The organism is Planococcus liqunii, from assembly GCF_030413595.1.
In the GTDB taxonomy this organism is placed as follows: Bacteria; Bacillota; Bacilli; order Bacillales_A; family Planococcaceae; genus Planococcus; species Planococcus liqunii.
Genome location: NZ_CP129238.1, coordinates 3,925,772 through 3,946,999, shown reverse-complemented (window position 1 = coordinate 3,946,999; position 21,228 = coordinate 3,925,772). Strand labels below are relative to the sequence as shown.

At 47.5% G+C, this 21,228-nt stretch carries 23 protein-coding genes; 22 read left to right on the top strand and 1 reads right to left on the bottom strand.

Going from position 1 to position 21,228, the window contains the following annotated elements; all coding sequences use genetic code 11:
• Positions 1–79 precede the first annotated feature (79 nt).
• From QWY22_RS19505 to QWY22_RS19475, 7 genes are all read left to right on the top strand, one after another.
• On the top strand, positions 80–841 hold the full coding sequence (locus QWY22_RS19505; RefSeq protein ID WP_036810866.1) for a ParA family protein: 762 nt from the start codon (positions 80–82) through the stop codon (positions 839–841).
• Positions 834–1,667, top strand: a complete 834-nt coding sequence (locus QWY22_RS19500) for a ParB/RepB/Spo0J family partition protein (RefSeq protein ID WP_036810868.1) — start codon at positions 834–836, stop codon at positions 1,665–1,667. The genes QWY22_RS19505 and QWY22_RS19500 overlap by 8 nt, the downstream gene beginning before the upstream one ends.
• A 73-nt stretch (positions 1,668–1,740) precedes the next feature.
• Complete coding sequence (locus tag QWY22_RS19495; RefSeq protein ID WP_300982424.1) at positions 1,741–2,457, top strand: DUF554 domain-containing protein; 717 nt, start codon at positions 1,741–1,743, stop codon at positions 2,455–2,457.
• A 109-nt stretch (positions 2,458–2,566) separates the two neighbouring features.
• A complete protein-coding gene (locus QWY22_RS19490) occupies positions 2,567–3,376 on the top strand; it encodes a mechanosensitive ion channel family protein (protein WP_300984440.1) in 810 nt (269 codons plus the stop codon).
• Positions 3,377–3,417: 41 nt separating this feature from the next.
• Positions 3,418–3,618 carry a DUF951 domain-containing protein gene (locus QWY22_RS19485; protein ID WP_036810873.1) on the top strand — a complete coding sequence of 67 codons (201 nt, stop codon included), beginning with the start codon at positions 3,418–3,420 and terminating at the stop codon, positions 3,616–3,618.
• A 157-nt stretch (positions 3,619–3,775) separates the two neighbouring features.
• Positions 3,776–4,876, top strand: a complete 1,101-nt coding sequence (gene ychF, locus QWY22_RS19480) for a redox-regulated ATPase YchF (protein ID WP_300982423.1) — start codon at positions 3,776–3,778, stop codon at positions 4,874–4,876.
• 262 nt (positions 4,877–5,138) lie between these two features.
• Positions 5,139–5,525, top strand: coding sequence for a gamma-glutamylcyclotransferase family protein (locus tag QWY22_RS19475; RefSeq protein ID WP_300982422.1), 387 nt, complete (start codon positions 5,139–5,141; stop codon positions 5,523–5,525).
• 20 nt (positions 5,526–5,545) lie between these two features.
• On the opposite strand, the gene QWY22_RS19470 is transcribed toward QWY22_RS19475, so the two are convergent.
• Entirely contained in the window at positions 5,546–6,106 is a 561-nt protein-coding gene (locus tag QWY22_RS19470; protein WP_300982421.1) for a DUF3267 domain-containing protein, read from the bottom strand.
• Positions 6,107–6,280: 174 nt separating this feature from the next.
• On the opposite strand from QWY22_RS19470, the gene rpsF reads away from it, so the two are divergent.
• The 15 genes from rpsF to QWY22_RS19395 all read left to right on the top strand — a co-directional run bounded on the left by rpsF (position 6,281) and on the right by QWY22_RS19395 (position 21,216).
• Entirely contained in the window at positions 6,281–6,568 is a 288-nt protein-coding gene (rpsF, locus tag QWY22_RS19465) for a 30S ribosomal protein S6 (RefSeq protein WP_074511803.1), read from the top strand.
• 43 nt (positions 6,569–6,611) lie between these two features.
• On the top strand, positions 6,612–7,088 hold the full coding sequence (ssb, locus tag QWY22_RS19460) for a single-stranded DNA-binding protein (protein WP_074511801.1): 477 nt from the start codon (positions 6,612–6,614) through the stop codon (positions 7,086–7,088).
• Between the two features lie 55 nt (positions 7,089–7,143).
• The gene (gene rpsR, locus QWY22_RS19455; RefSeq protein WP_036810891.1) at positions 7,144–7,380 is read left to right on the top strand and encodes a 30S ribosomal protein S18; all 237 of its coding nucleotides are present in this window, start codon (positions 7,144–7,146) and stop codon (positions 7,378–7,380) included.
• Between the two features lie 179 nt (positions 7,381–7,559).
• Positions 7,560–8,510: a YybS family protein gene (locus QWY22_RS19450; protein WP_300982420.1), complete on the top strand. Its 951-nt coding sequence runs from the start codon at positions 7,560–7,562 to the stop codon at positions 8,508–8,510.
• A gap of 14 nt (positions 8,511–8,524) precedes the next feature.
• Positions 8,525–10,501 carry a DHH family phosphoesterase gene (locus tag QWY22_RS19445; RefSeq protein WP_300982419.1) on the top strand — a complete coding sequence of 659 codons (1,977 nt, stop codon included), beginning with the start codon at positions 8,525–8,527 and terminating at the stop codon, positions 10,499–10,501.
• A complete protein-coding gene (rplI, locus tag QWY22_RS19440) occupies positions 10,498–10,947 on the top strand; it encodes a 50S ribosomal protein L9 (protein ID WP_220629586.1) in 450 nt (149 codons plus the stop codon). Before QWY22_RS19445 ends, rplI begins: the two co-directional genes overlap by 4 nt.
• Positions 10,948–10,960: 13 nt before the next feature.
• Positions 10,961–12,316: a replicative DNA helicase gene (gene dnaB / locus QWY22_RS19435; protein ID WP_036811890.1), complete on the top strand. Its 1,356-nt coding sequence runs from the start codon at positions 10,961–10,963 to the stop codon at positions 12,314–12,316.
• A gap of 134 nt (positions 12,317–12,450) precedes the next feature.
• A complete protein-coding gene (locus tag QWY22_RS19430; protein ID WP_036810902.1) occupies positions 12,451–13,737 on the top strand; it encodes an adenylosuccinate synthase in 1,287 nt (428 codons plus the stop codon).
• A 114-nt stretch (positions 13,738–13,851) separates the two neighbouring features.
• Positions 13,852–14,208 (top strand): hypothetical protein, encoded by a 357-nt coding sequence (locus tag QWY22_RS19425; RefSeq protein ID WP_300982418.1) that lies wholly within the window; start codon positions 13,852–13,854, stop codon positions 14,206–14,208.
• Positions 14,126–15,556: a peptidoglycan DD-metalloendopeptidase family protein gene (locus QWY22_RS19420; RefSeq protein ID WP_300982417.1), complete on the top strand. Its 1,431-nt coding sequence runs from the start codon at positions 14,126–14,128 to the stop codon at positions 15,554–15,556. Before QWY22_RS19425 ends, QWY22_RS19420 begins: the two co-directional genes overlap by 83 nt.
• A gap of 188 nt (positions 15,557–15,744) precedes the next feature.
• Entirely contained in the window at positions 15,745–16,452 is a 708-nt protein-coding gene (gene yycF / locus QWY22_RS19415; RefSeq protein WP_036810904.1) for a response regulator YycF, read from the top strand.
• 5 nt (positions 16,453–16,457) lie between these two features.
• Positions 16,458–18,281: a cell wall metabolism sensor histidine kinase WalK gene (walK, locus tag QWY22_RS19410; protein WP_300982416.1), complete on the top strand. Its 1,824-nt coding sequence runs from the start codon at positions 16,458–16,460 to the stop codon at positions 18,279–18,281.
• Positions 18,278–19,615, top strand: a complete 1,338-nt coding sequence (locus tag QWY22_RS19405; RefSeq protein ID WP_300982415.1) for a YycH family regulatory protein — start codon at positions 18,278–18,280, stop codon at positions 19,613–19,615. Before walK ends, QWY22_RS19405 begins: the two co-directional genes overlap by 4 nt.
• On the top strand, positions 19,602–20,414 hold the full coding sequence (locus tag QWY22_RS19400) for a two-component system regulatory protein YycI (protein ID WP_300982414.1): 813 nt from the start codon (positions 19,602–19,604) through the stop codon (positions 20,412–20,414). The genes QWY22_RS19405 and QWY22_RS19400 overlap by 14 nt, the downstream gene beginning before the upstream one ends.
• Positions 20,415–20,427: 13 nt before the next feature.
• Complete coding sequence (locus QWY22_RS19395) at positions 20,428–21,216, top strand: MBL fold metallo-hydrolase (RefSeq protein ID WP_300982413.1); 789 nt, start codon at positions 20,428–20,430, stop codon at positions 21,214–21,216.
• Positions 21,217–21,228: the final 12 nt, after the last annotated feature.

Below are 21,228 nucleotides of genomic sequence, written 5' to 3'. Positions count from 1 at the left end.
ATTATTTTTGTTTTTATAATGGAATTAGTTATACTTGAGCAGTAAAATGAGAGAAGTATGAAAGAAAGTTGGTGCAAGAGTGGGTAGAATTATTGCGATCGCCAATCAAAAAGGCGGCGTAGGAAAAACAACATCTTCAGTAAACTTGAGTGCCTGCCTTGCTTATTTGGGCCAGAAAGTTCTCTTAATAGATATCGACCCCCAAGGAAACGCGACGAGTGGGGTCGGGGTAAACAAAGGCGACGTTGACCAGTGCATTTACGAAGTGCTGATTGATGACGTGGATGTGAAAGACACCATCAAGGAAACGAAAGTTGAAAATCTTCACGTAGTGCCTGCAACCATTTCGCTGGCAGGTGCAGAAATTGAACTGGTTTCCACTATTTCAAGAGAAGTGCGCCTCAAGCATGCGCTCCAGGAAGTAAAAGAACTTTACGATTACATTATCATTGATTGTCCTCCATCATTGGGGTTATTGACGATCAACTCGTTGACTGCCTCGGATGCAATTATTATTCCGGTACAATGTGAATACTATGCATTGGAAGGATTGAGCCAGTTGTTGAGCACCATCCGCCTTGTCCAGAAACATTTAAACCATGACCTGGCAATTGACGGCGTCCTGTTGACGATGCTCGATGCACGGACGAACTTAGGAATTCAAGTAATTGAAGAAGTAAAAAAGTATTTCCAGGACAAAGTTTACCGGACGATCATTCCGCGGAACGTACGATTAAGCGAAGCGCCAAGCCACGGTGAACCGATCATTATATATGATCCAAAATCCCGTGGGGCAGAAGTGTACTTAGAATTAGCAAGGGAAGTGATTAAGAATGGCTAAAGGATTAGGAAAAGGAATCAATGCATTGTTCCCTGGCGAATCATTAAGCGAGACAGAAACAATCAACCAGATCAGCATCACGCAAATCCGCACTAATCCTTACCAACCGCGCAAAGTTTTTGATGAAACCGCTTTGCAGGAACTGTCGGAATCCATCAAAGAGCATGGTATTTTGCAGCCGGTTGTTGTCCGGAAATCCGGAAAGCATTTTGAACTGGTTGTAGGCGAAAGAAGATTCCGCGCGGCTAAATTGGCGAAACTGACTGAAGTGCCGGCACTCGTCAAGGAATTGACGGACCAGCAGATGATGGAATTGGCCATCCTGGAGAACCTTCAGCGGGAAGATTTAACGCCGATTGAAGAAGCAGAAGCTTATCAGAAGTTAATGGAAGCATTAAATATCACACAAGAACAATTGGCCTTCCGCCTTGGCAAGAGCCGGCCGCATATCGCCAACCATATCCGGTTGCTTGCTTTGCCTGCCAATGTGCGCGATATGATTTCAGATAAGAAATTGACGATGGGCCATGGCCGTACCTTGCTTGGCTTGCGCTTGAAAAAGCTCATTCCCGAAACAGCGGAAAAAGTAGTGAAAGAAAACTTGAATGTCCGTCAGTTGGAAAATCTGGTTCAGCGCTTAAATGAAGATGTTCCACGTGAAACAATCGAGAAAAAGAAAGACTTGTTTATTGAAGAAAAGCAGTCGGAACTGAGAGACCGTTTTGGAACAAATGTCCAAATTAAAAAAACGAAGAACAAAGGGAAAATTGAAATAGAGTTCTTTTCGGAAGAAGATTTGGAACGCATACTCGAACTTTTAAATTGATTCGTGCCTATTCCCTGTGAGTAAGGGAATAGGTTCTGTTTTGTAAAAGGAGAGCGGAAGGGGAAATTGAAAGATGGTTCTCTTGGGAACGTTGATCAACGCGGTTTTGATTGTAGTTGGAACACTCATTGGCCGGGCACTCCGAAACATTCCTGAGAAGATGAAAGAAACGGTAATGTACGCGATAGGTCTGGCAGTGGTCGTTCTCGGGCTGCAAATGGGTTTTGAAAGCCAGAATTTTATCGTAGTCATTATCAGTTTGGTCTTGGGTGCTGTGATCGGCGAATGGATGAATTTAGATGACAAGCTCAATAATTTTGGCCATTGGCTGGAAGATGTAATGGGCGCGAAAAAAGAAAGCAAAGGCAGTATTGCCCAGGGCTTTGTCACAGCCACCCTTATTTTTGTGATTGGCGCGATGGGGATCATCGGCGCTTTGGAGAGCGGACTCAGCAATGAACATGGTGTATTGATTTCCAAAGGGTTGATTGATGGTTTTACATCGATTATCTTGGCGTCGACGCTTGGAATCGGCGTCATGCTCGCCGCTATTCCCGTATTTGTTTACCAAGGGTTGATCGCGTTGTTTGCGACGCAGATTAGCTTAATCATTCCGGATGCTGCGCTTGATATGTTCATCACGGAAATGACCGCAACAGGAGGCGTCATGATTGTGGCTATTGGCTTGAACATGATCGGCCTGACGAAAATAAGAGTTGCTAATTTGTTGCCTGGAGTTTTGGTTGTGGGATTAATTGTTACGGTGATCTATAAGATGAACTTAGGTTAACCGGAGGTAGGAAGGTGTTACAGTGACTGCAAATACAGTAACTACAGAAACAGTAAAGAAAACAGAAGAAATTGTTGAACAAAGCAAGCAGATTCTTTTAGATCAAGAGATGTGGCTGAAGATAGGTTTTGTGGGCATTAAAGTGCTGCTCATTATTGTCGCCGCTGGAATCATCGTGCGTGTCGCCAAAATGCTGATACGCAAAACATTTGCAGTGCGCATTAAAGGGCCGTTGAAATACAACGAACGGCGGCAGCAGACGATGTCGAAGCTGCTGGAGAATGTCGTGGCGTATGTGGTGTACTTTATGGCGATCATTGCTGTATTGTCCGCCTTTACGATTGATATTACTGGGTTGATTGCCGGGGCCGGGGTGCTTGGCCTGGCTGTCGGGTTTGGCGCGCAAAACTTAGTGCGCGACGTCATCACCGGATTTTTCATCATTTTCGAAGACCAGTTTTCAGTCGGTGATTTTGTGCGCATCGGCCCTGCAGAAGGGACGGTTGAAGAAATCGGTCTGCGGACAACAAAAGTAAAAGGGGCTACAGGAGAGCTGTTTATCTTTCCAAACGGCAATGTAACCGACGTCGTCAATTTCTCGGTCCATAATTCCATCGCAGTTGTAGATATCAATGTTGGCTATAATGCCGACATCAACCAAGTGGAACGGTTGATTCAGGAGTTTTTAGACACCGTAGAAGAAAAATACGAGCAAATCATCAAGCCGCCTGAATTTTTGGGGGTGCAGAGTTTAACGCCTACCGAGATGGTGGTGCGAGTGATAGCAGAAACTTTGCCGATGCAGCATTTTGCCGTGGCTCGTGGGCTTCGACGGGACTTAAAGGAATACTTAGACCAGAACAATGTAGAAGTACCGCTTCCTCATATGGTTATGATGCAGCGTCCTGTTCAAAAATAATACATCCGTTATTGCCAAAAAGTAATGAAGGAGACAAAACGATGGACAAGAAAGAATATGGCCTGAATGATGTCGTGGAAATGAAGAAAGGGCATCCTTGCGGAGCAAATGCTTGGAAAATCATCCGCATGGGCGCAGATATCCGCATCAAATGCGAAGGCTGCCAGCACAGCGTCATGATTCCACGGGTTGAGTTCAACAAGAAAATCAAGAAGGTTTTAGTGAAAGCAGAAGAAGAATAAAAGAAAACCTTATATGAGTATAAAGACAATACTTATATAGGAATAGTAATGAATTTATATAAGTTTTGAAAAATGGACAGAATGATATTTCATTCCTATAATGGAATGGTTGCTTAAAAAATAATTCGTTTTAGATAAAGGAAAGGTCGTGAATCCTTTGGCATTAACTGCAGGGATTGTAGGTTTACCAAACGTGGGGAAATCCACATTATTCAACGCTATTACTAAAGCGGGGGCTGAAGCAGCCAACTACCCGTTCTGTACGATAGATCCAAACGTCGGGATTGTAGAAGTTCCGGACGAGCGCTTAAACAAATTGACAGAACTGGTAGTGCCAAAGAAAACCGTGCCGACGGCTTTTGAATTCACGGATATCGCCGGCATCGTAAAAGGCGCCAGCAAAGGGGAAGGGCTTGGGAATAAATTCCTTTCGCACATCCGCGAAGTGGATGCAATCGTTCAAGTCGTCCGCTGCTTTGCTGACGAAAACGTTACGCATGTATCCGGGAAAGTTGATCCGATTTCAGACATTGAAGTCATTAACTTGGAGTTGATCCTTGCGGACATGGAAAGCATCGAAAAACGAATTGCTCGTGCTGCTAAATTAGTGAAGCAAAAAGACAAAGATGCCGTTGCTGAAGAGCCGGTGTTGATGAAACTTCATGAAGCATTTGAAGCTGGAGATTTGGCGCGTTCAATTGATTTTACTGAAGACGAATTGAACATTGCGAAAAACTTGAATCTGCTGACATTGAAACCGATGCTTTACGTAGCAAATGTGGCAGAAGATGAAATTGCTGATGCAGAAGACAACGAATACGTACAGAAAGTCCGCGACTATGCCGCTCAGCAAAATTCAGAAGTTATCGTTGTTTGTGCGAAGATCGAAGAAGAAATGGCTGAACTTGAAGATGAAGAAAAAGAAATGTTCCTGGAAGAACTGGGCATCAAAGAATCCGGTTTGGACCAATTGATCAAAGCTTCGTATAATTTGCTTGGCCTTGCTACTTACTTTACTGCCGGCGTGCAGGAAGTGCGTGCTTGGACATTCAAAAAAGGCATGAAAGCCCCTCAATGCGCAGGCGTCATCCACTCGGACTTCGAACGCGGATTTATCCGTGCAGAAACCGTAGCTTACGAGGACCTTATCGAAACAGGCTCCATGGCTGCTGCTAAAGAAGCCGGAAAAGTGCGCCAAGAAGGAAAAGAATACGTAGTACAAGACGGAGACGTCATGCTCTTTAGATTTAACGTTTAAAAGCGGAGGCGCCCGTTCAGTCCTGACAAGTGCTGGAAGGTTTGCAGGGAATGGCGGTCTTTGCCATTTTAGGCAAAACTGAAGCGTCTCGAGGGGCTGGGCGCCGCAGCTGGATAGTTTAAAAGCGAAATGGCCGTTCCCTTTCGAAAGTTCATTCAATAAGATAAGCAAGTCCGAAAACGTAAAGACCCCTTAGCCATGGATAAAACTAAAAAATGACCGGATGCCTAACCGCATTCGGTTTTTGAATAGGAGGATTAAAATGTTATTATTTGTATATGGAACATTGAAACGCGGCGGCAAGTACCACGATTACCTAGGAGAAGCAGCATTAGTAGCAGAATACGCAGTAACAAAAGGGGATCTCTATGATACCGGGCTTGGCTATCCGGCAATGGATGTAAACGGCAAAGGCGAAGTGCAAGGGGAAGTCTACGACATTCCGGAAGCGCTTTGGCCGGCGATCGACTACCTGGAAGATTACTCAGGCGGAGCTGCCACAGATCTTTTCAATAAAGTAAAGATCAACGTGAAAGCGGACGGAAAAGTTTTGCAGACCGCCGTCTACGTAGCCACCATGAAAGAACAATTAAAAGAAAAAGTAAAGAGCGGCAACTGGGATGTATTAGCAGTTGAAGGCGCATACTGATTTATATAAAAAAGCGTTGATCATCGATCAGCGCTTTTTTGATTGGGATTTTGCTCATATATGTGCAGCCGGGGCAATTCCGGATCGTCCAGCACCCAGGCATCGTTGCGTTCTTTAAGGAGCGCACGGTACATGTAAAAGTCGCCGATGGCACCGGCAGCGAGCATGGCGCCAAGCAGGGCCAGCACCTGGCTGTCCAGCCAGAAGCCAAGGACCGTCGGGATGACAGCAGTGGTCCAAAAAGGAAGCAGCAGCGCTTTTTTCATGGCTTTGTTGCGAAGAGCGGTAGTTGTAGTGGCATAGGCGATGCCCAGCTTTAAATTGACGCCGTATTTCAAGGAAGCAAGGGTTGCTTTGCCAAAGAGCATAAAGCCGATCAGATGAAACGCTTCATGAAGCACAATCAGGGCGATATAGCCGAACACAAACAGCAGAACACCCGTTAAAGAAAAGCGAAACGACAACGGTTCAGCCAAATAATGGTAGGCAGCGGCAAAAAGCACCACTAAAAGGATGTTGATCCATAACGCTTTTGGTGCGATTTCTTCCATCTTCAGTTCAATGGTATGCGTCGGTTCCATCCAATCACTTCCTTTGTTAATTGCTTTCAGTATAGCCCATCCATGGTTGAAAAACATGCTTGCGGGGCATCTCCAACTGTGATACAATACATTGATGTGAGTAATAATATGAATTGCTTGCTCCTTGCCCGCTGGAATCAGCAGGGCCCAAGTCCATGAGGAGGTGACAACACGATGAGAGAGTATGAATTAATGTACATCATGCAGCCTGCAATTGAAGAGGAAGCGAAAAAAGCGCTAGTTGAGCGTTTTAACGAGATCCTTACTTCTAACGGTGCTGAAATCATCGAGTCGAAAGAGTGGGGTAAACGTCGTTTAGCTTACGAAATCAACGATTTACGTGAAGGTTTCTACCAAATCGTAAAAGTAAACGCTGGTTCTGAAGCTATCAACGAATACACACGTCTTGCGAACATTAACGAAGACATTATCCGTCATATCGCTGTACGCAAAGACGCGTAAGCATATGAAGCTGTAAATATTGACTAAAGGAGGTTGAATTCTGATGATTAACCGAGTTGTTTTAGTCGGAAGACTGACAAAAGATCCTGATCTTCGCTATACTCCAAGCGGAGCGGCGGTGGCCCGTTTTACACTTGCTGTAAACCGTACCTTCTCCAATGCGCAAGGCGAAAAGGAAACGGATTTTATCAATTGTACTGTTTGGCGCAAACAAGCTGAAAACACAGCGAACTTCCTGAAAAAAGGAAGCTTGGCAGGTGTGGAAGGCCGCATTCAAACCGGAAGCTACGAGGGACAAGACGGAAAACGCGTTTATACGACTGAAGTAGTCGCAGACAGTGTTCAATTCCTTGAACCGAAAAACTCTGGGGCTAATGCAGATCGTTCACAAGGACAACAGCCGTCCTATCAGCAGAACAATCAATCGCCAAGTCAGCAAAACTATACGCGTGTAGACCAGGATCCATTCTCAAGCGGCAGCGGCCCGATCGAAGTATCGGATGACGATTTGCCGTTCTAAGACGGACTGGACTTGCGATGAACGAAAAATTCTACTAAAAGGGAGGTAATTCGATATGGCACCACGTCGCGGAGGAAAGAAACGCAAAAAGGTTTGTTATTTCACTTCTAACAACATCACATTCATCGACTATAAAGATACTGACTTGTTGAAGAAATTCATTTCTGAACGAGGAAAAATCTTGCCACGTCGTGTTACAGGCACAAGCGCTAAATGGCAACGTAAGTTGACAATCGCTATCAAACGCGCTCGTATCATGGCACTTCTACCGTTTGTTGCGGAAGAAAGATAAGTAAGAAAAGCAATTATGCTTTTTTGCTATCGAAAGAAAAGACCGGGAAACCGGTCTTTTTTTTGTGCCTTAAATCGGCTCCCCCTTTCTTCCGGGACTTCCCTTTTTTGTTCCAAAACCTTAATCATGTTACAATTATAAGGATGAAATCAACCCGAAAGAAGGGGAAAAACAAGCAAATGCAAAATCAACAAACCAGTCAACTTACTCAAGGGGCATTGATGGCAGCTGTCTTTACTGTATTATTGGCCATCTCTGTTTATGTGCCTCTTTTAAATGTCGTCACGACATTATTTTTAGCGGTTCCGATCGCCTGGTACAGCGCGAAGTATCCGTGGCAAGCATCGGCTCTATTTTCAGTGGTCTGTTTGATCTTGTCGGCGATTGTCGGCGGTTTGCTCGCCTTGCCGATTGCGCTGATCCACATTCCGCTTGGCTTTGTCATCGGCTTGTCGATTTATCATAAAAAAAGCAAGCTGTTCATGTTTATGGCTTCAAGCATTGTGCTGCTATTATCGCTGATGCTTCAGTATATGGCATCCATCTGGCTGTTTAACATCAATGTGATCGAAGAAATGATGACCGCAATGGAAGCGTCTTTTAAACAGACCAGCGCCTTAATGGACCAGATCGGCGCTTCTACGGAAGAGTTCAATGAAATGGCCAATCAGCTGACGCTGACGTTTGAGACTTTGCTGCCGGCGTTGCTGGTGCTGTCGGTTTTCATATCGGTGTGGTTGTTGCTGCTGATTCTGCTGCCGGTGTTAAAACGCCTTGGCATTGAAGTTCCAAAATTTCCGCCTTTTCGGGATATGAAATTGCCGAAAAGTGTATTATGGTATTATTTAATTGTTTTACTCGTTTCGCTGCTGTCAGATTTGCAGCCGGGAACGATGCCTTATATGATTTTCATGAATGCATCCGTTGTTCTTCAATTCCTGCTTTTCCTGCAAGGTGTATCTTTTTATCATTTTTACATCAAGCAAGAAGGCTGGCCAAAGTGGGTGGCTGTTCTTGTAACGATTCTGGCATTTCCATTGCAGTCGTTTACGAGCATTGTCGGAATTGTGGATCTCGGATTTGATATCCGGGGATGGGTAAAACGGGCACATGACTTCAAAGGAAAATGAGGAGCTGAAAAGAAATGTCGGCTTTTTTTAGACAAAGAAAACTTCGACTCCCTTTATTGGCGCTGCTGATACTTGGTTTGGCAGCGGCAATTTTGATCTCGCTGAGGTCAGAATGGGTAGGGGGCATATTCATCATTCTTTTCGGTGCACTGTTTGTCTATGCCTGGGTTACCGAAAAGCGGGTGTACGAAGCAACCGAAAAACACATAGAAACGCTGTCTTACCGGATGAAAAAAGTCGGCGAAGAAGCGCTGCTGGAAATGCCGATCGGGATTTTGCTGGTCAATGAAAACTTCGATATTGAATGGGCAAACCCTTATATGACATCGATGCTGGAATACGACACATTGATCGGAGAATCCCTTTACAGCTTATCGGATGAATTTCAAACATTGGTAAAATCCGAAGAAGCCGGGGATATGATCATTGCTCTTGGCGAACGCAAATACCGGGTTTATTACAAAGCGGATGACCGCTTGTTTTATTTATTCGATATTACCGAACAAGTGGAAATCGAAACCTTGTATTACGCCGACCGGACAGTGATCGGCATCCTGTTTATCGATAACTACGATGAACTGGCCCAAGGGATGGATGACCAGACGCGAAGCAATTTGAACAGCCTCGTAACGTCGCTCATCAACGAATGGGGCGCGCATTACGGCATTTTCGTCAAACGGATTTCGTCAGACCGGTTCATGGCCGTTTTCAATGAGTCCATCTTAAAAGAGCTGGAGCTGTCGAAGTTCGCCATTTTAGACGACATCCGGGAAGTGACATCAAAAGACAATTTGGCGCTGACGCTGAGCATCGGGGTAGGTGCGGGATCCGCATCGCTTGTCGAACTTGGCAGCATGGCGCAGTCCGGCCTCGATTTGGTGCTCGGGCGCGGCGGCGACCAAGTCGCGATCAAAAACCCAAGCGGCAAAGTGAAATTCTACGGCGGCAAAACGAATCCGGTCGAAAAACGGACACGGGTGCGGGCGCGCGTTATTTCACACGCGCTTCGTGATTTGATCCAGGAAAGCGACCACGTTTTCGTCATGGGCCATAAATTGCCGGATATGGATGCCATCGGGGCAGCCGTCGGCGTCTCAAAAATGGCGGCGATGAACAAAGTCAAAAGCAGCATTGTGCTGGATTTCAATGAATACGACCGCTCGGTTATGCGCCTGATGGAAGAGATTCGCCAGGACGATGAGCTGTTTGACCGGTTTATCACACCGGAAGAAGCGCTGTCCGAAATGACGGACAATTCCCTGCTGGTCATTGTGGATACCCATAAACCGTCGATGGTGATCGACGAACGGGTGCTTCAACGGATGGAACGCGTCGTCCTGATCGACCACCACCGCCGCGGAGAAGAATTCATCACCAATACGATGCTTGTTTATATGGAACCTTATGCATCATCGACCGCGGAACTGGTTACCGAGCTGATTGAGTATCAGCCGAAACACGAGAAGCTGTCGATGCTGGAAGCGACGGCCATGCTTGCGGGCATTATCGTCGATACCAAAAGCTTTACGCTGCGCACCGGCGCCAGAACGTTTGAAGCCGCTTCTTATTTGCGTTCGAACGGGGCCGATACAGTGCTTGTGCAGCGTTTGTTGAAAGAAGATTTGGATACGTACGTCGAACGCGCCAAAATCGTTCAGACGGTTGAATTTGTCGGCAACGGCATTGCGATTGCCCGGGGTGAGGCGGGACGGATCTACAGTCCGGTATTGATTGCCCAGACAGCAGATATCCTGTTAACAATGAAGGACGTTAATGCGTCATTTGTGGTTGCGGAACGCAGCGAAGGCGGAATCGGCATTTCAGCCCGCTCACTGGGTGAAGTCAACGTCCAGATCGCCATGGAAAACCTTGGCGGCGGGGGCCATTTAACCAATGCAGCCACCCAGATGCCTGGCGTGACGATAGACGAAGCAATCGCTCAATTGAAACAAGTGATCACGGAACAGTATGAGGGAGGAAAAGTGGAATGAGAGTAATATTTTTGAAAGACGTAAAAGGCAAAGGCAAAAAAGGCGAAGTGAAAAACGTAGCAGACGGCTATGCACATAACTTTCTGCTGAAAAACAATTTGGCGAAAGAAGCGGACCAAGCGGCAATCAGCCAATTGGCCGGCCAGAAGAAAAAGCAGGAAAAAGAAGCAGCCCAAGAGCTGGAAGATGCAAAAGCGCTGAAAGAAAAACTGGAAAGCCTGACGATCGAACTGAAAGCGAAATCCGGTGAAGGCGGCCGCCTGTTCGGTTCCATTACGACAAAACAAGTAGCGACAGCGCTTGAAAAAACGCACGGCATCAAACTGGATAAGCGCAAGATGGAATTGGATGACGCCATCCGCGCGCTAGGCTACACGAACGTTCCGGTTAAATTGCATCAGGATGTCACGGCTACGCTTAAAGTCCATGTAACAGAAGAAGCGTAAGCCCATGAACCAAATGAACGAAACAATAGATCGAGTCCCTCCGCATAACCATGAAGCCGAGCAATCGGTTATTGGGGCCATCTTTTTAGAACCGCAGTCGCTCATCTCCGTGGCTGAAATTGTCATGCCGGAAGATTTTTACCGCATTGCGCACCAGAAAATCTTTCAGACCATGCTCAATTTATCGGACCACGGCAAAGCGATTGATGTTGTAACGGTTACAGAAGAATTATCCGCCAAAAAAGAACTGGAAGACGTCGGCGGCTTGTCTTATTTAACGGAAATTGCCAATGCGGTTCCGACCGCAGCGAACGTGGCGCATTACGCCCACATCGTGGAAGAGAAATCGCTTCTCCGGCGCCTTATCCGCGTAGCGACTTCGATTGTGGAAGACGGCTTTACACGTGAAGACGAAGTGCAGGCGCTGCTTGCTGAAGCAGAGAAGAAAATGATGGAAGTGTCGAGCCGAAAAAATGCCGGCGACTTTATCCACATCAAAGATGTCTTAGTGAAAACCTATGACAACATCGAATTGCTGCATACGCGCAAAGGAGACGTTACAGGCATTCCTACGGGCTTCCGTGACCTGGATAAGATCACGGCAGGGTTTCAGCGAAACGACCTGATTATCGTGGCTGCACGGCCTTCTGTCGGTAAGACGGCTTTTGCGTTGAACGTGGCGCAGAACGTTGCCACCAAAACGGATGAAAACGTTGCGATTTTCAGTCTGGAAATGGGAGCCGAACAGCTAGTCATGCGTATGCTTTGTGCGGAAGGAAATATCGATGCACAGATTATGCGGACCGGGGCGCTCCAGAACGAAGACTGGCGCAAATTGACGATGGCAATGGGCAGCTTGTCCAACGCCGGCATTTTTATCGATGATACGCCCGGAATCCGGGTCAATGATATCCGTGCGAAATGCCGCCGCCTGAAGCAGGAATACGGCCTTGGCATGATCATGATCGATTACCTCCAGCTGATCCAGGGACCCGGAAAATCCGGTGAGAACCGCCAGCAGGAAGTATCGGATATTTCCCGCTCGCTGAAAGGCTTGGCGCGGGAACTGGAAGTGCCGGTCATCGCGCTTTCCCAGCTGTCCCGTGGCGTTGAGCAGCGGCAAGACAAACGGCCGATGATGTCGGATTTACGTGAATCGGGATCGATTGAGCAGGATGCCGATATCGTTTCTTTCCTGTACCGTGAAGATTACTACGACAAAGAAACCGAAGACCAGAACATGATTGAGATCATTATTGCCAAGCAACGTAACGGCCCGACCGGTACGGTGAAACTGGCCTTTGTGAAGGAATACAATAAATTCGTCACCATCGACTGGAGCCAGCACGAATCCGGCGGTGACTTTTAAAAAACACGAACGTATGAATGTGACTATGCATTCATCGTTCGTGTTTTCTTCTGTTTTTCATTGACTCGGAGTCCTTTGCTTGATACAATTGAGTCTGTTGAAACAAGGGCATAAGCCTAACGGAGGTGCGGACGATGACATCAGTCGTAGTAGTAGGAACGCAATGGGGAGACGAAGGAAAAGGGAAAATTACGGATTTTCTATCCGAACACGCAGAAGTGATTGCGCGTTACCAAGGCGGCAACAATGCCGGACATACCATCATTTTCGGCGGCGAAACGTACAAGCTGCATTTGATTCCATCAGGGATTTTCTACAAGGACAAAATTTCAGTGATCGGCAACGGTATGGTAGTGGATCCGAAAGCACTTGTAAAAGAACTTAAAGCGCTGCACGCACGAGGCGTCACAACTGAAAACCTGCGCATTTCCAACCGCGCACACGTCATTCTGCCTTACCACATCAAGCAGGACGAAGTGGAAGAAGCAAGACGTGGAGCCAACAAAATCGGAACCACAGGAAAAGGCATCGGGCCTGCTTATATGGACAAAGCGGCGCGTGTCGGCATCCGTATGGCGGACCTGTTGGATCATGTTGTGTTCGAGGAAAAGCTTCGCATGAACTTGAACGAGAAAAACCGGATGTTCGAGAAGTTTTATGAAACGGAAGGATTTACGGTTGAAGAAATCATGGAAGAGTATTATGAATATGGCCAGGAAATTGCCAAGTATGTAACCGATACATCAAAAGTATTAAACGATGCCATCGATGACGGCCGCCGCGTTCTTTTTGAAGGCGCACAAGGCGTTATGCTGGATATCGACCAAGGTACATATCCATTTGTTACTTCATCAAACCCGGTTGCGGGCGGTGTGACAATCGGTGCCGGCGTCGGCCCGACAACCATCCAGCACGTCATCGGCGTATGTAAAGCCTATACGTCACGCGTCGGCGACGGTCCGTTCCCGACGGAATTGTTTGACGAAATCGGTCAGCAGATCCGTGAAGTCGGCAAAGAGTACGGCACGACAACAGGGCGTCCGCGCCGCATCGGCTGGTTCGACAGTGTTGTTGTCCGCCATGCAAGACGCGTCAGCGGGTTGACGGATTTGACGGTTAACTCGATCGACGTATTGACAGGCCTTGAAACGGTGAAAATCTGTACCGCTTACCGCTACAACGGCGAGTTGATCACAGAATACCCGGCAAACCTGCGCATGCTTGCAGATTGCGAACCGGTCTACGAAGAACTTCCAGGCTGGTCGGAAGATGTAACGAAATGCAAATCTTTGGATGAACTTCCGGAAAACGCACGCCATTATTTGGAGCGCATTGCCCAATTGACAGGCGTCCAGATTTCCATCTTCTCAGTCGGCCCAGACCGCAACCAGACGAACATCGTAACAAGCGTTTGGCGTTAAGAAACAATAACGTAAATTGAATATAAAGAGCTGAAACGAAATCCGTTTCAGCTCTTTATTTTTGATTAATGGCGGATTTAACAGAAAAGACACATTTCCCGTCGTATTCCTAGCGTGAAGTATGACAAATATTACAGAAAAGTGATAGTAAAACTTGCTTTTATTAAAGTTTGGCAACAAAGATTGCTACTTTCTACATGGAAGAAAACAGGGAGTTCTTTTTGCTTTCTCGACTTTTTAGAAGGATTTGGCAAGAATGCTTCAGTTGGATTACAGGCGCAGAAATCGGCTAATTTGAAGGCAAATTATGCTAGAGTGGGAAAGGTTCATTTAAATCAAACGAAAGCCAGCGGGCTTTACATAGATATAAAAGGAGTACCGAATACTTATGAAGAACATTCAACAACCGGCAGCCGGCCGGGCGTTTTTAAAGGCAGCGGCCGCCTCGGCATTGTTGCTGACAAGCCTTAGCTTCACGCCAGTGTTTGCAACGTCTGAAGATAAGCACAGCCTGCAGCCAGTTTACCACTTGTATAATGATGGGCAGTACCTCGGCACAGTATCTGATGAGCAGGCAGTGGAAAATATGATGGATGAGAAACGCAGCAAGCTTCAGCCGCAATATGCTGCTTTGGATCTGGAAGTGGACGAAGGCTTCAAGATTGTGGAGGAGAAGGTGTTCGAACGCAGTTTGCCGAACGAGCAGGAAACGTTGGCGGAAGCTGCTAAAGAAGTGGAAATCCAAGCTTCCGCTTTCGCGTTATCGGTCAATGGGCGCGAAGTGCTTCAAGTGAAAGACCAGGCGGCATTTGAGGCCCTGATCCAGCAATTGAAACTGGCCTATGCCACGCCGGAAGAGCTGGCAGCTTGGGAACAGCGGAAAGAAACACAAGCGCCTTTGCCGGAGTTGGAGCCGGGACAGGCGAATCTTATCGATTTAACAATCACAAAGAACTTGTCGGGAGCTGCAAAACAGACAAATCCGGCGGGTGTCATGGAACCGGACCAGGCTGCGAAATACTTGCTGACTGGAGAGCGTTCTTATAGTGTCCGTGAAGGCGATGAAGCCGAAAAGCTAGCGGATGCGTTCGGAATGGAAACAGAAGAACTTGCTGCTTTGAATCCGAGCATCAACCTGGCTCAATTAGCCCCCGGTACCCAGTTGAATGCATCAGCAGCCGGACCTTTGGTGACGGTGCAAGTGAAAAAACAGCAGAAACAGATTGCCCTGATTCCGCATAAGTCCCTGAAAGAAGACGATCCCAAGTTATTGAAGGGCAAAACAAAGCTCAAGCAGCAAGGGAAAAATGGCAGAAAGCATGTTACCTCTGCAGTGGAAACCGTCAACGGCCAGGAAATTTCGAGAGAAGTCGTAGTCGAGCAGGCCACGCTAGAGCCGATTGACCACATCGTTTCAAACGGCACAATGCCTCCTCCATCAGTCGGCACCGGAACATTTGCGTGGCCGGCAGAAGGCGGTGAAATCACCAGCAAAAGAGGCCATCGCTGGGGGCGTCTCCATAATGGCATCGACATTGCCCGTTCAAGCGGACCGGCCATCAAGTCGGCCGACCACGGCGTAGTAAAAGCGGCCGGAGCGGCTGGAACATTCGGGAACCGGGTGGTAGTCGACCATCAAAACGGGTATGAAACCATCTATGCCCATTTGTCTTCGATTGACGTCAAAGCCGGAGACGTGGTCCCGCAAGGAACGAAATTGGGGAATATGGGGAATACCGGCCGTTCTACCGGCATCCATCTGCATTTTGAAGTCTCTTTGAACGGTGTTACGCAAGATCCGTTAAAATATATCAATTAACCATCTATAGGCCGGACGCCTTTTAGCGTCCGGCCTTTTCATTTCGTCTCCCCGCTATTTCCCGGGAAATAGCGGATAGGCAGTGAGAGATGCGAAACCGCCAAAACAGTGATAAAGTAAAGGGTAGAAAAGAATGTACATCGGAGGAAATTCCATCAGTAAATGTTGGGACTAAGGGGGAAAAGAAAATGAGTAAAACCATTTTGGTTGTTGACGATGAAAAACCGATTGCAGACATTCTGCAGTTTAATTTGAAAAAAGAGGGCTTTAATGTCTTGTGTGCGTACGACGGCGATGAAGCCATCAAAATAGCGGAAGAAGTGCAGCCGGATTTGATGCTTCTGGACATCATGCTGCCGAACCGCGACGGTATGGAAGTATGCCGGGAAATCCGCAAAAAATTCGACTTTCCGATTATTATGCTGACGGCAAAAGACTCGGAAATCGATAAAGTGCTGGGCCTTGAGCTGGGAGCGGACGATTACGTCACCAAGCCGTTTTCGACACGCGAACTGATTGCACGGGTGAAAGCCAACCTGCGCCGCCAAAATGTCGTGCCGCTTGAAGAAGAAGGTCCGAATTCGAACGATATTGAAGTCGGGTCATTGATCATCCAGCCGGACGCTTATTTGGTCCAAAAGCGCGACGAAACGATTGAATTGACGCACCGCGAATTTGAATTATTGCATTACCTTGGAAAACACATCGGCCAAGTGATGACGCGCGAGCATTTGCTGCAGACTGTCTGGGGCTATGATTATTTTGGGGACGTTCGGACAGTTGACGTAACCATCCGGCGCCTTCGTGAAAAAATTGAAGACAATCCGAGCCATCCAGCATGGATCGTTACCCGCAGGGGAGTAGGGTATTACTTGCGGAATCCTGAACAGGAGTAGGTTGAATGCAAAAAGTAAGTTTTTTTAAATCGATTCATGTGAAATTTGTGTTGATCTACCTCTTGCTAATCCTGTTGGCGATGCAGATTATCGGCCTTTATTTTGCGCAAGAGCTTGAGGAAACTTTGACGATGAACTTCAAGGACTCCATCGAAGAACGAATGAATATTGTCGAGTTCAGTGTGCGGGAAGAAATGGTCAAACCGCGGACCGAAGAAGAATCGACGATTGAACAAAGCCTGCGCTCGGTACTGGCCGGTTTTCAGTCATCGGATATTGATGAAATCCGCGTCGTCGATGCCCGGTACCGGATTTTGGCTTCATCGGCCACTGACAACCAGTCTTTGGTCGGCCAGCGTTCCACACTGGACATCGTGACGCAGTCCATTGTCGCTGAAACACCTGATGAACGGACATATGTAAACAGCCAAGCAGACCGAGTATGGGTCCGAACTCAGCCGATCATCGCAGAGGGCGGCGAAGTGCTCGGTACTTTATATATGGAAGCAGATATTGAAAATGTCTACGACCAGATGGATGACATCAATGCCATTTTGGCTGTCGGCACCGCCATTGCCCTGGCCGTAACGGCAGTGCTCGGCGTGCTGGTGGCCCAGACGATTTCCAGACCGATTTCCGACATGCGGCGGCAAGCCCAGGCGATGGCTAGAGGGAATTTCTCCCGAAAAGTCCGCGTCTACGGAAATGATGAAATCGGGCAATTGGCGAAGTCATTCAACAACCTGACCAATCGGCTGCAGGAATCCCAGCAGTCCACAGAAAGCGAACGCCGGAAATTGGCGTCCGTACTTGCCAATATGACCGACGGGGTTCTGTCGACCGACCGGAGAGGGCGCGTCATTTTGATCAACGATCCGGGACTCCGCCTTTTAAATGTTTCACGTGAAACGGTCATCAACCGGCCGATCACTTCGGTATTGGGCTTGGATTCAGAATATACATTTGAAGATCTGATCCACTTAAAAGATGCCATCACATTGGATTTCAGTTCTTATGACGAAAGCGCGCTCCTGCGGGCTAGCTTTTCGGTCATCCAGAAAGAAACCGGCTTTGTGAACGGCGTTATCGCGGTATTGCACGACAATACCGAACAGGAAAAAATCGATATGGAGCGCCGGGAATTCGTGGCCAATGTTTCGCATGAATTGCGGACTCCATTGACGACAATGAGAAGCTACCTTGAAGCGCTTGCTGACGGTGCATGGCAGGACCAGGAACTGGCGCCGACGTTTTTGAATGTCACCCAGACCGAAACGGAACGGATGATCCGCTTGGTCAACGATTTGTTGAAGCTATCAAAAATGGATGCCAGCGAAACGGAAATCAACAAAGAAATGGTCGAGTTTAATGTCTTCTTCAACCGCATCATCGACCGTTTTGAAATGTCGAAGTCGCAAAATGTTTATTTCGAGCGCGAACTTCCGGAAGAGCAGTATTTCGTCGAAATCGATCCGGATAAATTGACGCAGGTTATTGATAACATCATTTCCAATGCGCTCAAGTATTCACCGGAAGGCGGGAAAATCCGCTTTGCCATGACAATTGAAGACGGCTTTATCCTCATTCGCATCGTCGACCAGGGCATGGGCATTCCAAAAGAGAATGTGGATAAGATTTTTGATCGGTTCTACCGGGTTGACCGGGCACGTTCCCGGGCAATGGGAGGCACGGGCCTTGGCCTTGCCATTTCAAAAGAAATGATCAATGCGCACGGCGGCCATATCTGGGCAGAAAGCCAGTACGGAAAAGGAACGACCATTTTCTTCACGCTGCCATTTGAAGAGGATGTCGGAGGTGAGTGGGAATGAAGTATATCGAATACATCAAATCTATCGCTTTGTTTTTGCTTATTGCTCTTAGCCTTTTCCTGACCTTCATCATTTGGACGTTTACACCAGGATTTGACCGGATTGAAACGACGCCGGCCATCGAAGTGGCTCTTGGAAAGACGAAAACCGTGGAAGAAGTCATCCAGCCGAGCAAAGTCCTTTATCATTACAATGATGTGGTCACTGGAACAACCGAAAAAGAGCAGGTCGATCTGCTCCTGGAAGTCATGAAGCAATGGCAAATCCGGGATGTGCTGTCGCTTGCTGAAGAAGCACCGATGAATGTATTAAAATCGTATATGCATGAACCGAACCGTGCCGTCTTGTATTTCCCGGGACCGGTACCGTTTCCGGTTTTTGATACGATCATGGAAGTGTCAGCTGACAGCATTCCGGAAGCATCGTTCGACCGGCTGGTCATTGAATGGGGCGAAACGGAAAATACCGATTTCACGCTTTACTTCATCAACACCCGAACCGGCCGCGTGCTGCAGGCAAATGTGTCCGCTTCAGAGCTGGAGCAATTCCAATCGAGAGTAGTGGAGCCTGCTTTTAATTACGAAACCTTTATCACCAATGAAGACATTAGCACTTTGCCGATTTATGTGCAGGAAAATGCGCTCGAAATGAACACGTACCGTTATTTGCAGGAAGACATCGTTAGCCAGAAATTTGTAGACGGGCTGTTCGAAAATCCCGGGCGCGTCCAATCGACCGGCGATTTGGCGAACGAGGAATACAGCGACGAATCCGATGCGTTGATGAGCGTGGACAGCAGCCATAAAAGCATCAATTATGTCCAGCCAAAAGCGGAAACACAGGATCCCGCGATTCCATCCGAATTGCTTTTTGAGACGGTCGACTTTATCAATGGCCATAGCGGCTGGACAAATGACTACCGCTACTTTGCGATGAGTCCGCTGAACCAGCAGATCGAGTACCGGCTTTACTTGGACAATATGCCGGTATTCAGCCCGACGCTTTCAACCGAGCTGGAGCTGGTCTGGGGGATTGATGCGGAAATGGAGCAGGTATTCCGCTACAAACGCCCTTTCTATGTATTGGAATCGTGGGCGGAAACCGGTGCAGCTACTTTGCCTTCCGGAAAAGCGGCGCTGCATGCCATTTCGCATTTGAAAGAGCAGGACTTGAAGAAGATTACCGATATCTTGCCTGGCTATGAGCTGACACTCGACGATAAAGATCCGGCACGGCTGTTGAGTTTGCAGCCGGCCTGGTATTTTAAATCTGAAGGCGTATGGACCCGCTTAACGAAAAAAGAGTTAGGAGGTGGGCAAGTTGGATTGGAATAAAACCAAATCCATTTTCATCATTGTCTTTGCCATACTCAATGTGTTTTTGTATTCTCTTTATTTGGAGCGGTACAAAGAAGCGGAAAGCGTGGTTTTCCTCACAGAGTCTTCTAATGAAGAAAAACTGGAAGCGGAAGGCATTACGTATTCCAATTTGCCGGAAGCTGCGGGCAAACTGCCTTATGTGACCGGAACGATGAAAACATTTGTAGCGACTGACGTGCCGGGTGTAGACTTGAAAGAGAACCGGAGAAATGATAAATTATTGTCCGTCAGCTTTACGGAGCCTATGGCGCTCGATGACAAAATAAGCACGGAAACACTGGAGGAATTCGTGGAAGAAACCATCTACGAAGGGAAACAGTACGGCTTGTGGAAGATTGAAGAACAAGAAAAAAGAGCGATGTTTTTTCAGGAAATCAACGGGGAGCCCTTGTTCTACAGCGATAGTGGAAACTTGACGGTTTACTGGAACGACGATGGAGAAATTACGCATTATGAACAAGCCCTCTTCGAGAATATAGTCGAAGGCGAGCAACAGAAAGACCTGATTTCACCTGTCCAGGCTATCCATAACCTTTATCAGAAAAGATTCCTGCCATCCAATACAGAGATTGATTCAGCCGAACTCGGCTATTCGGAATACGTGACGGTATCGGAAAATACTCAAATGTTCCTTCCGACATGGCGCATTCAGGCGACGTTTGAAGATGGCAGCGAAGAAGAGTTCTTCGTGAATGCGGTAAAAGGGGATGTCATCGAACTGAAGAAGACAGAGCAGGCAGAAGTTACACAATAAGGAGATTTTTATTATGCGGTTTAGTGTATTAGCAAGCGGCTCAAGCGGCAATGCTATTTATATAGAAAACGACCAGCATTCGTTTTTGGTCGATGCAGGGCTCAGCGGACGGAAAATGGAAGAGCTGTTTGCCACGATCGGCAAAAAAATGAATAACCTGGATGGCATTCTGGTGACGCATGAGCACAGTGACCATATTAAAGGCCTCGGAATTGTGGCACGGAAACACAAAGTGCCAATCTATGCCAATGCGAAAACCTGGCAGGCCATGGACGGGCTGGTTGGCGCGATTCCTGCGGAGCAGCGCTTTCACTTTGACATGGATACGGTCAAGAGCTTCGGCTCGCTCGATATTGAATCTTTTGCCGTATCGCACGATGCAGCCGATCCCATGTTTTATGTGTTCCATGAAAATGGGCGCAAATTGGCGCTGATCACCGATACGGGCTATGTCAGCGACCGGATGAAAGGCATCATCCAGGCATCCGATGCGTTTGTGTTTGAAAGCAACCACGACGTCGGCATGCTGCAGATGGGCCGCTACCCTTGGTCCGTCAAACGGCGCATCCTGAGTGACGTCGGACACGTGTCGAACGAAGATGCAGCAGTGGCGATGAGCGAAGTCATGGCGGAAAAGCCGACGCGCATCTACTTGTCGCATTTAAGCAAAGACAACAACATGAAAGACTTGGCGCGCATGAGCGTCGAACAAACCTTGCAAACCAAAGGTATTATTGTCGGGGAATACGTCGATCTGCTGGACACCGACGCCAATGTGCCGACAGAATTAGTAGTTGTGTGAGTGAAAAAACCG

Coding starts and splice junctions, on each gene's coding strand:
- QWY22_RS19500 (WP_036810868.1), top strand. CDS start 834: ATGGCTAAAGGATTAGGAAAAGGAATCAATGCATTGTTCCCTGGCGAA.
- QWY22_RS19495 (WP_300982424.1), top strand. CDS start 1,741: ATGGTTCTCTTGGGAACGTTGATCAACGCGGTTTTGATTGTAGTTGGA.
- QWY22_RS19490 (WP_300984440.1), top strand. CDS start 2,567: ATGTGGCTGAAGATAGGTTTTGTGGGCATTAAAGTGCTGCTCATTATT.
- QWY22_RS19485 (WP_036810873.1), top strand. CDS start 3,418: ATGGACAAGAAAGAATATGGCCTGAATGATGTCGTGGAAATGAAGAAA.
- QWY22_RS19475 (WP_300982422.1), top strand. CDS start 5,139: ATGTTATTATTTGTATATGGAACATTGAAACGCGGCGGCAAGTACCAC.
- QWY22_RS19470 (WP_300982421.1), bottom strand. CDS start 6,106: ATGGAACCGACGCATACCATTGAACTGAAGATGGAAGAAATCGCACCA.
- rpsF (WP_074511803.1), top strand. CDS start 6,281: ATGAGAGAGTATGAATTAATGTACATCATGCAGCCTGCAATTGAAGAG.
- ssb (WP_074511801.1), top strand. CDS start 6,612: ATGATTAACCGAGTTGTTTTAGTCGGAAGACTGACAAAAGATCCTGAT.
- rpsR (WP_036810891.1), top strand. CDS start 7,144: ATGGCACCACGTCGCGGAGGAAAGAAACGCAAAAAGGTTTGTTATTTC.
- QWY22_RS19450 (WP_300982420.1), top strand. CDS start 7,560: ATGCAAAATCAACAAACCAGTCAACTTACTCAAGGGGCATTGATGGCA.
- QWY22_RS19445 (WP_300982419.1), top strand. CDS start 8,525: ATGTCGGCTTTTTTTAGACAAAGAAAACTTCGACTCCCTTTATTGGCG.
- rplI (WP_220629586.1), top strand. CDS start 10,498: ATGAGAGTAATATTTTTGAAAGACGTAAAAGGCAAAGGCAAAAAAGGC.
- dnaB (WP_036811890.1), top strand. CDS start 10,961: ATGAACGAAACAATAGATCGAGTCCCTCCGCATAACCATGAAGCCGAG.
- QWY22_RS19430 (WP_036810902.1), top strand. CDS start 12,451: ATGACATCAGTCGTAGTAGTAGGAACGCAATGGGGAGACGAAGGAAAA.
- QWY22_RS19420 (WP_300982417.1), top strand. CDS start 14,126: ATGAAGAACATTCAACAACCGGCAGCCGGCCGGGCGTTTTTAAAGGCA.
- yycF (WP_036810904.1), top strand. CDS start 15,745: ATGAGTAAAACCATTTTGGTTGTTGACGATGAAAAACCGATTGCAGAC.
- walK (WP_300982416.1), top strand. CDS start 16,458: ATGCAAAAAGTAAGTTTTTTTAAATCGATTCATGTGAAATTTGTGTTG.
- QWY22_RS19405 (WP_300982415.1), top strand. CDS start 18,278: ATGAAGTATATCGAATACATCAAATCTATCGCTTTGTTTTTGCTTATT.
- QWY22_RS19395 (WP_300982413.1), top strand. CDS start 20,428: ATGCGGTTTAGTGTATTAGCAAGCGGCTCAAGCGGCAATGCTATTTAT.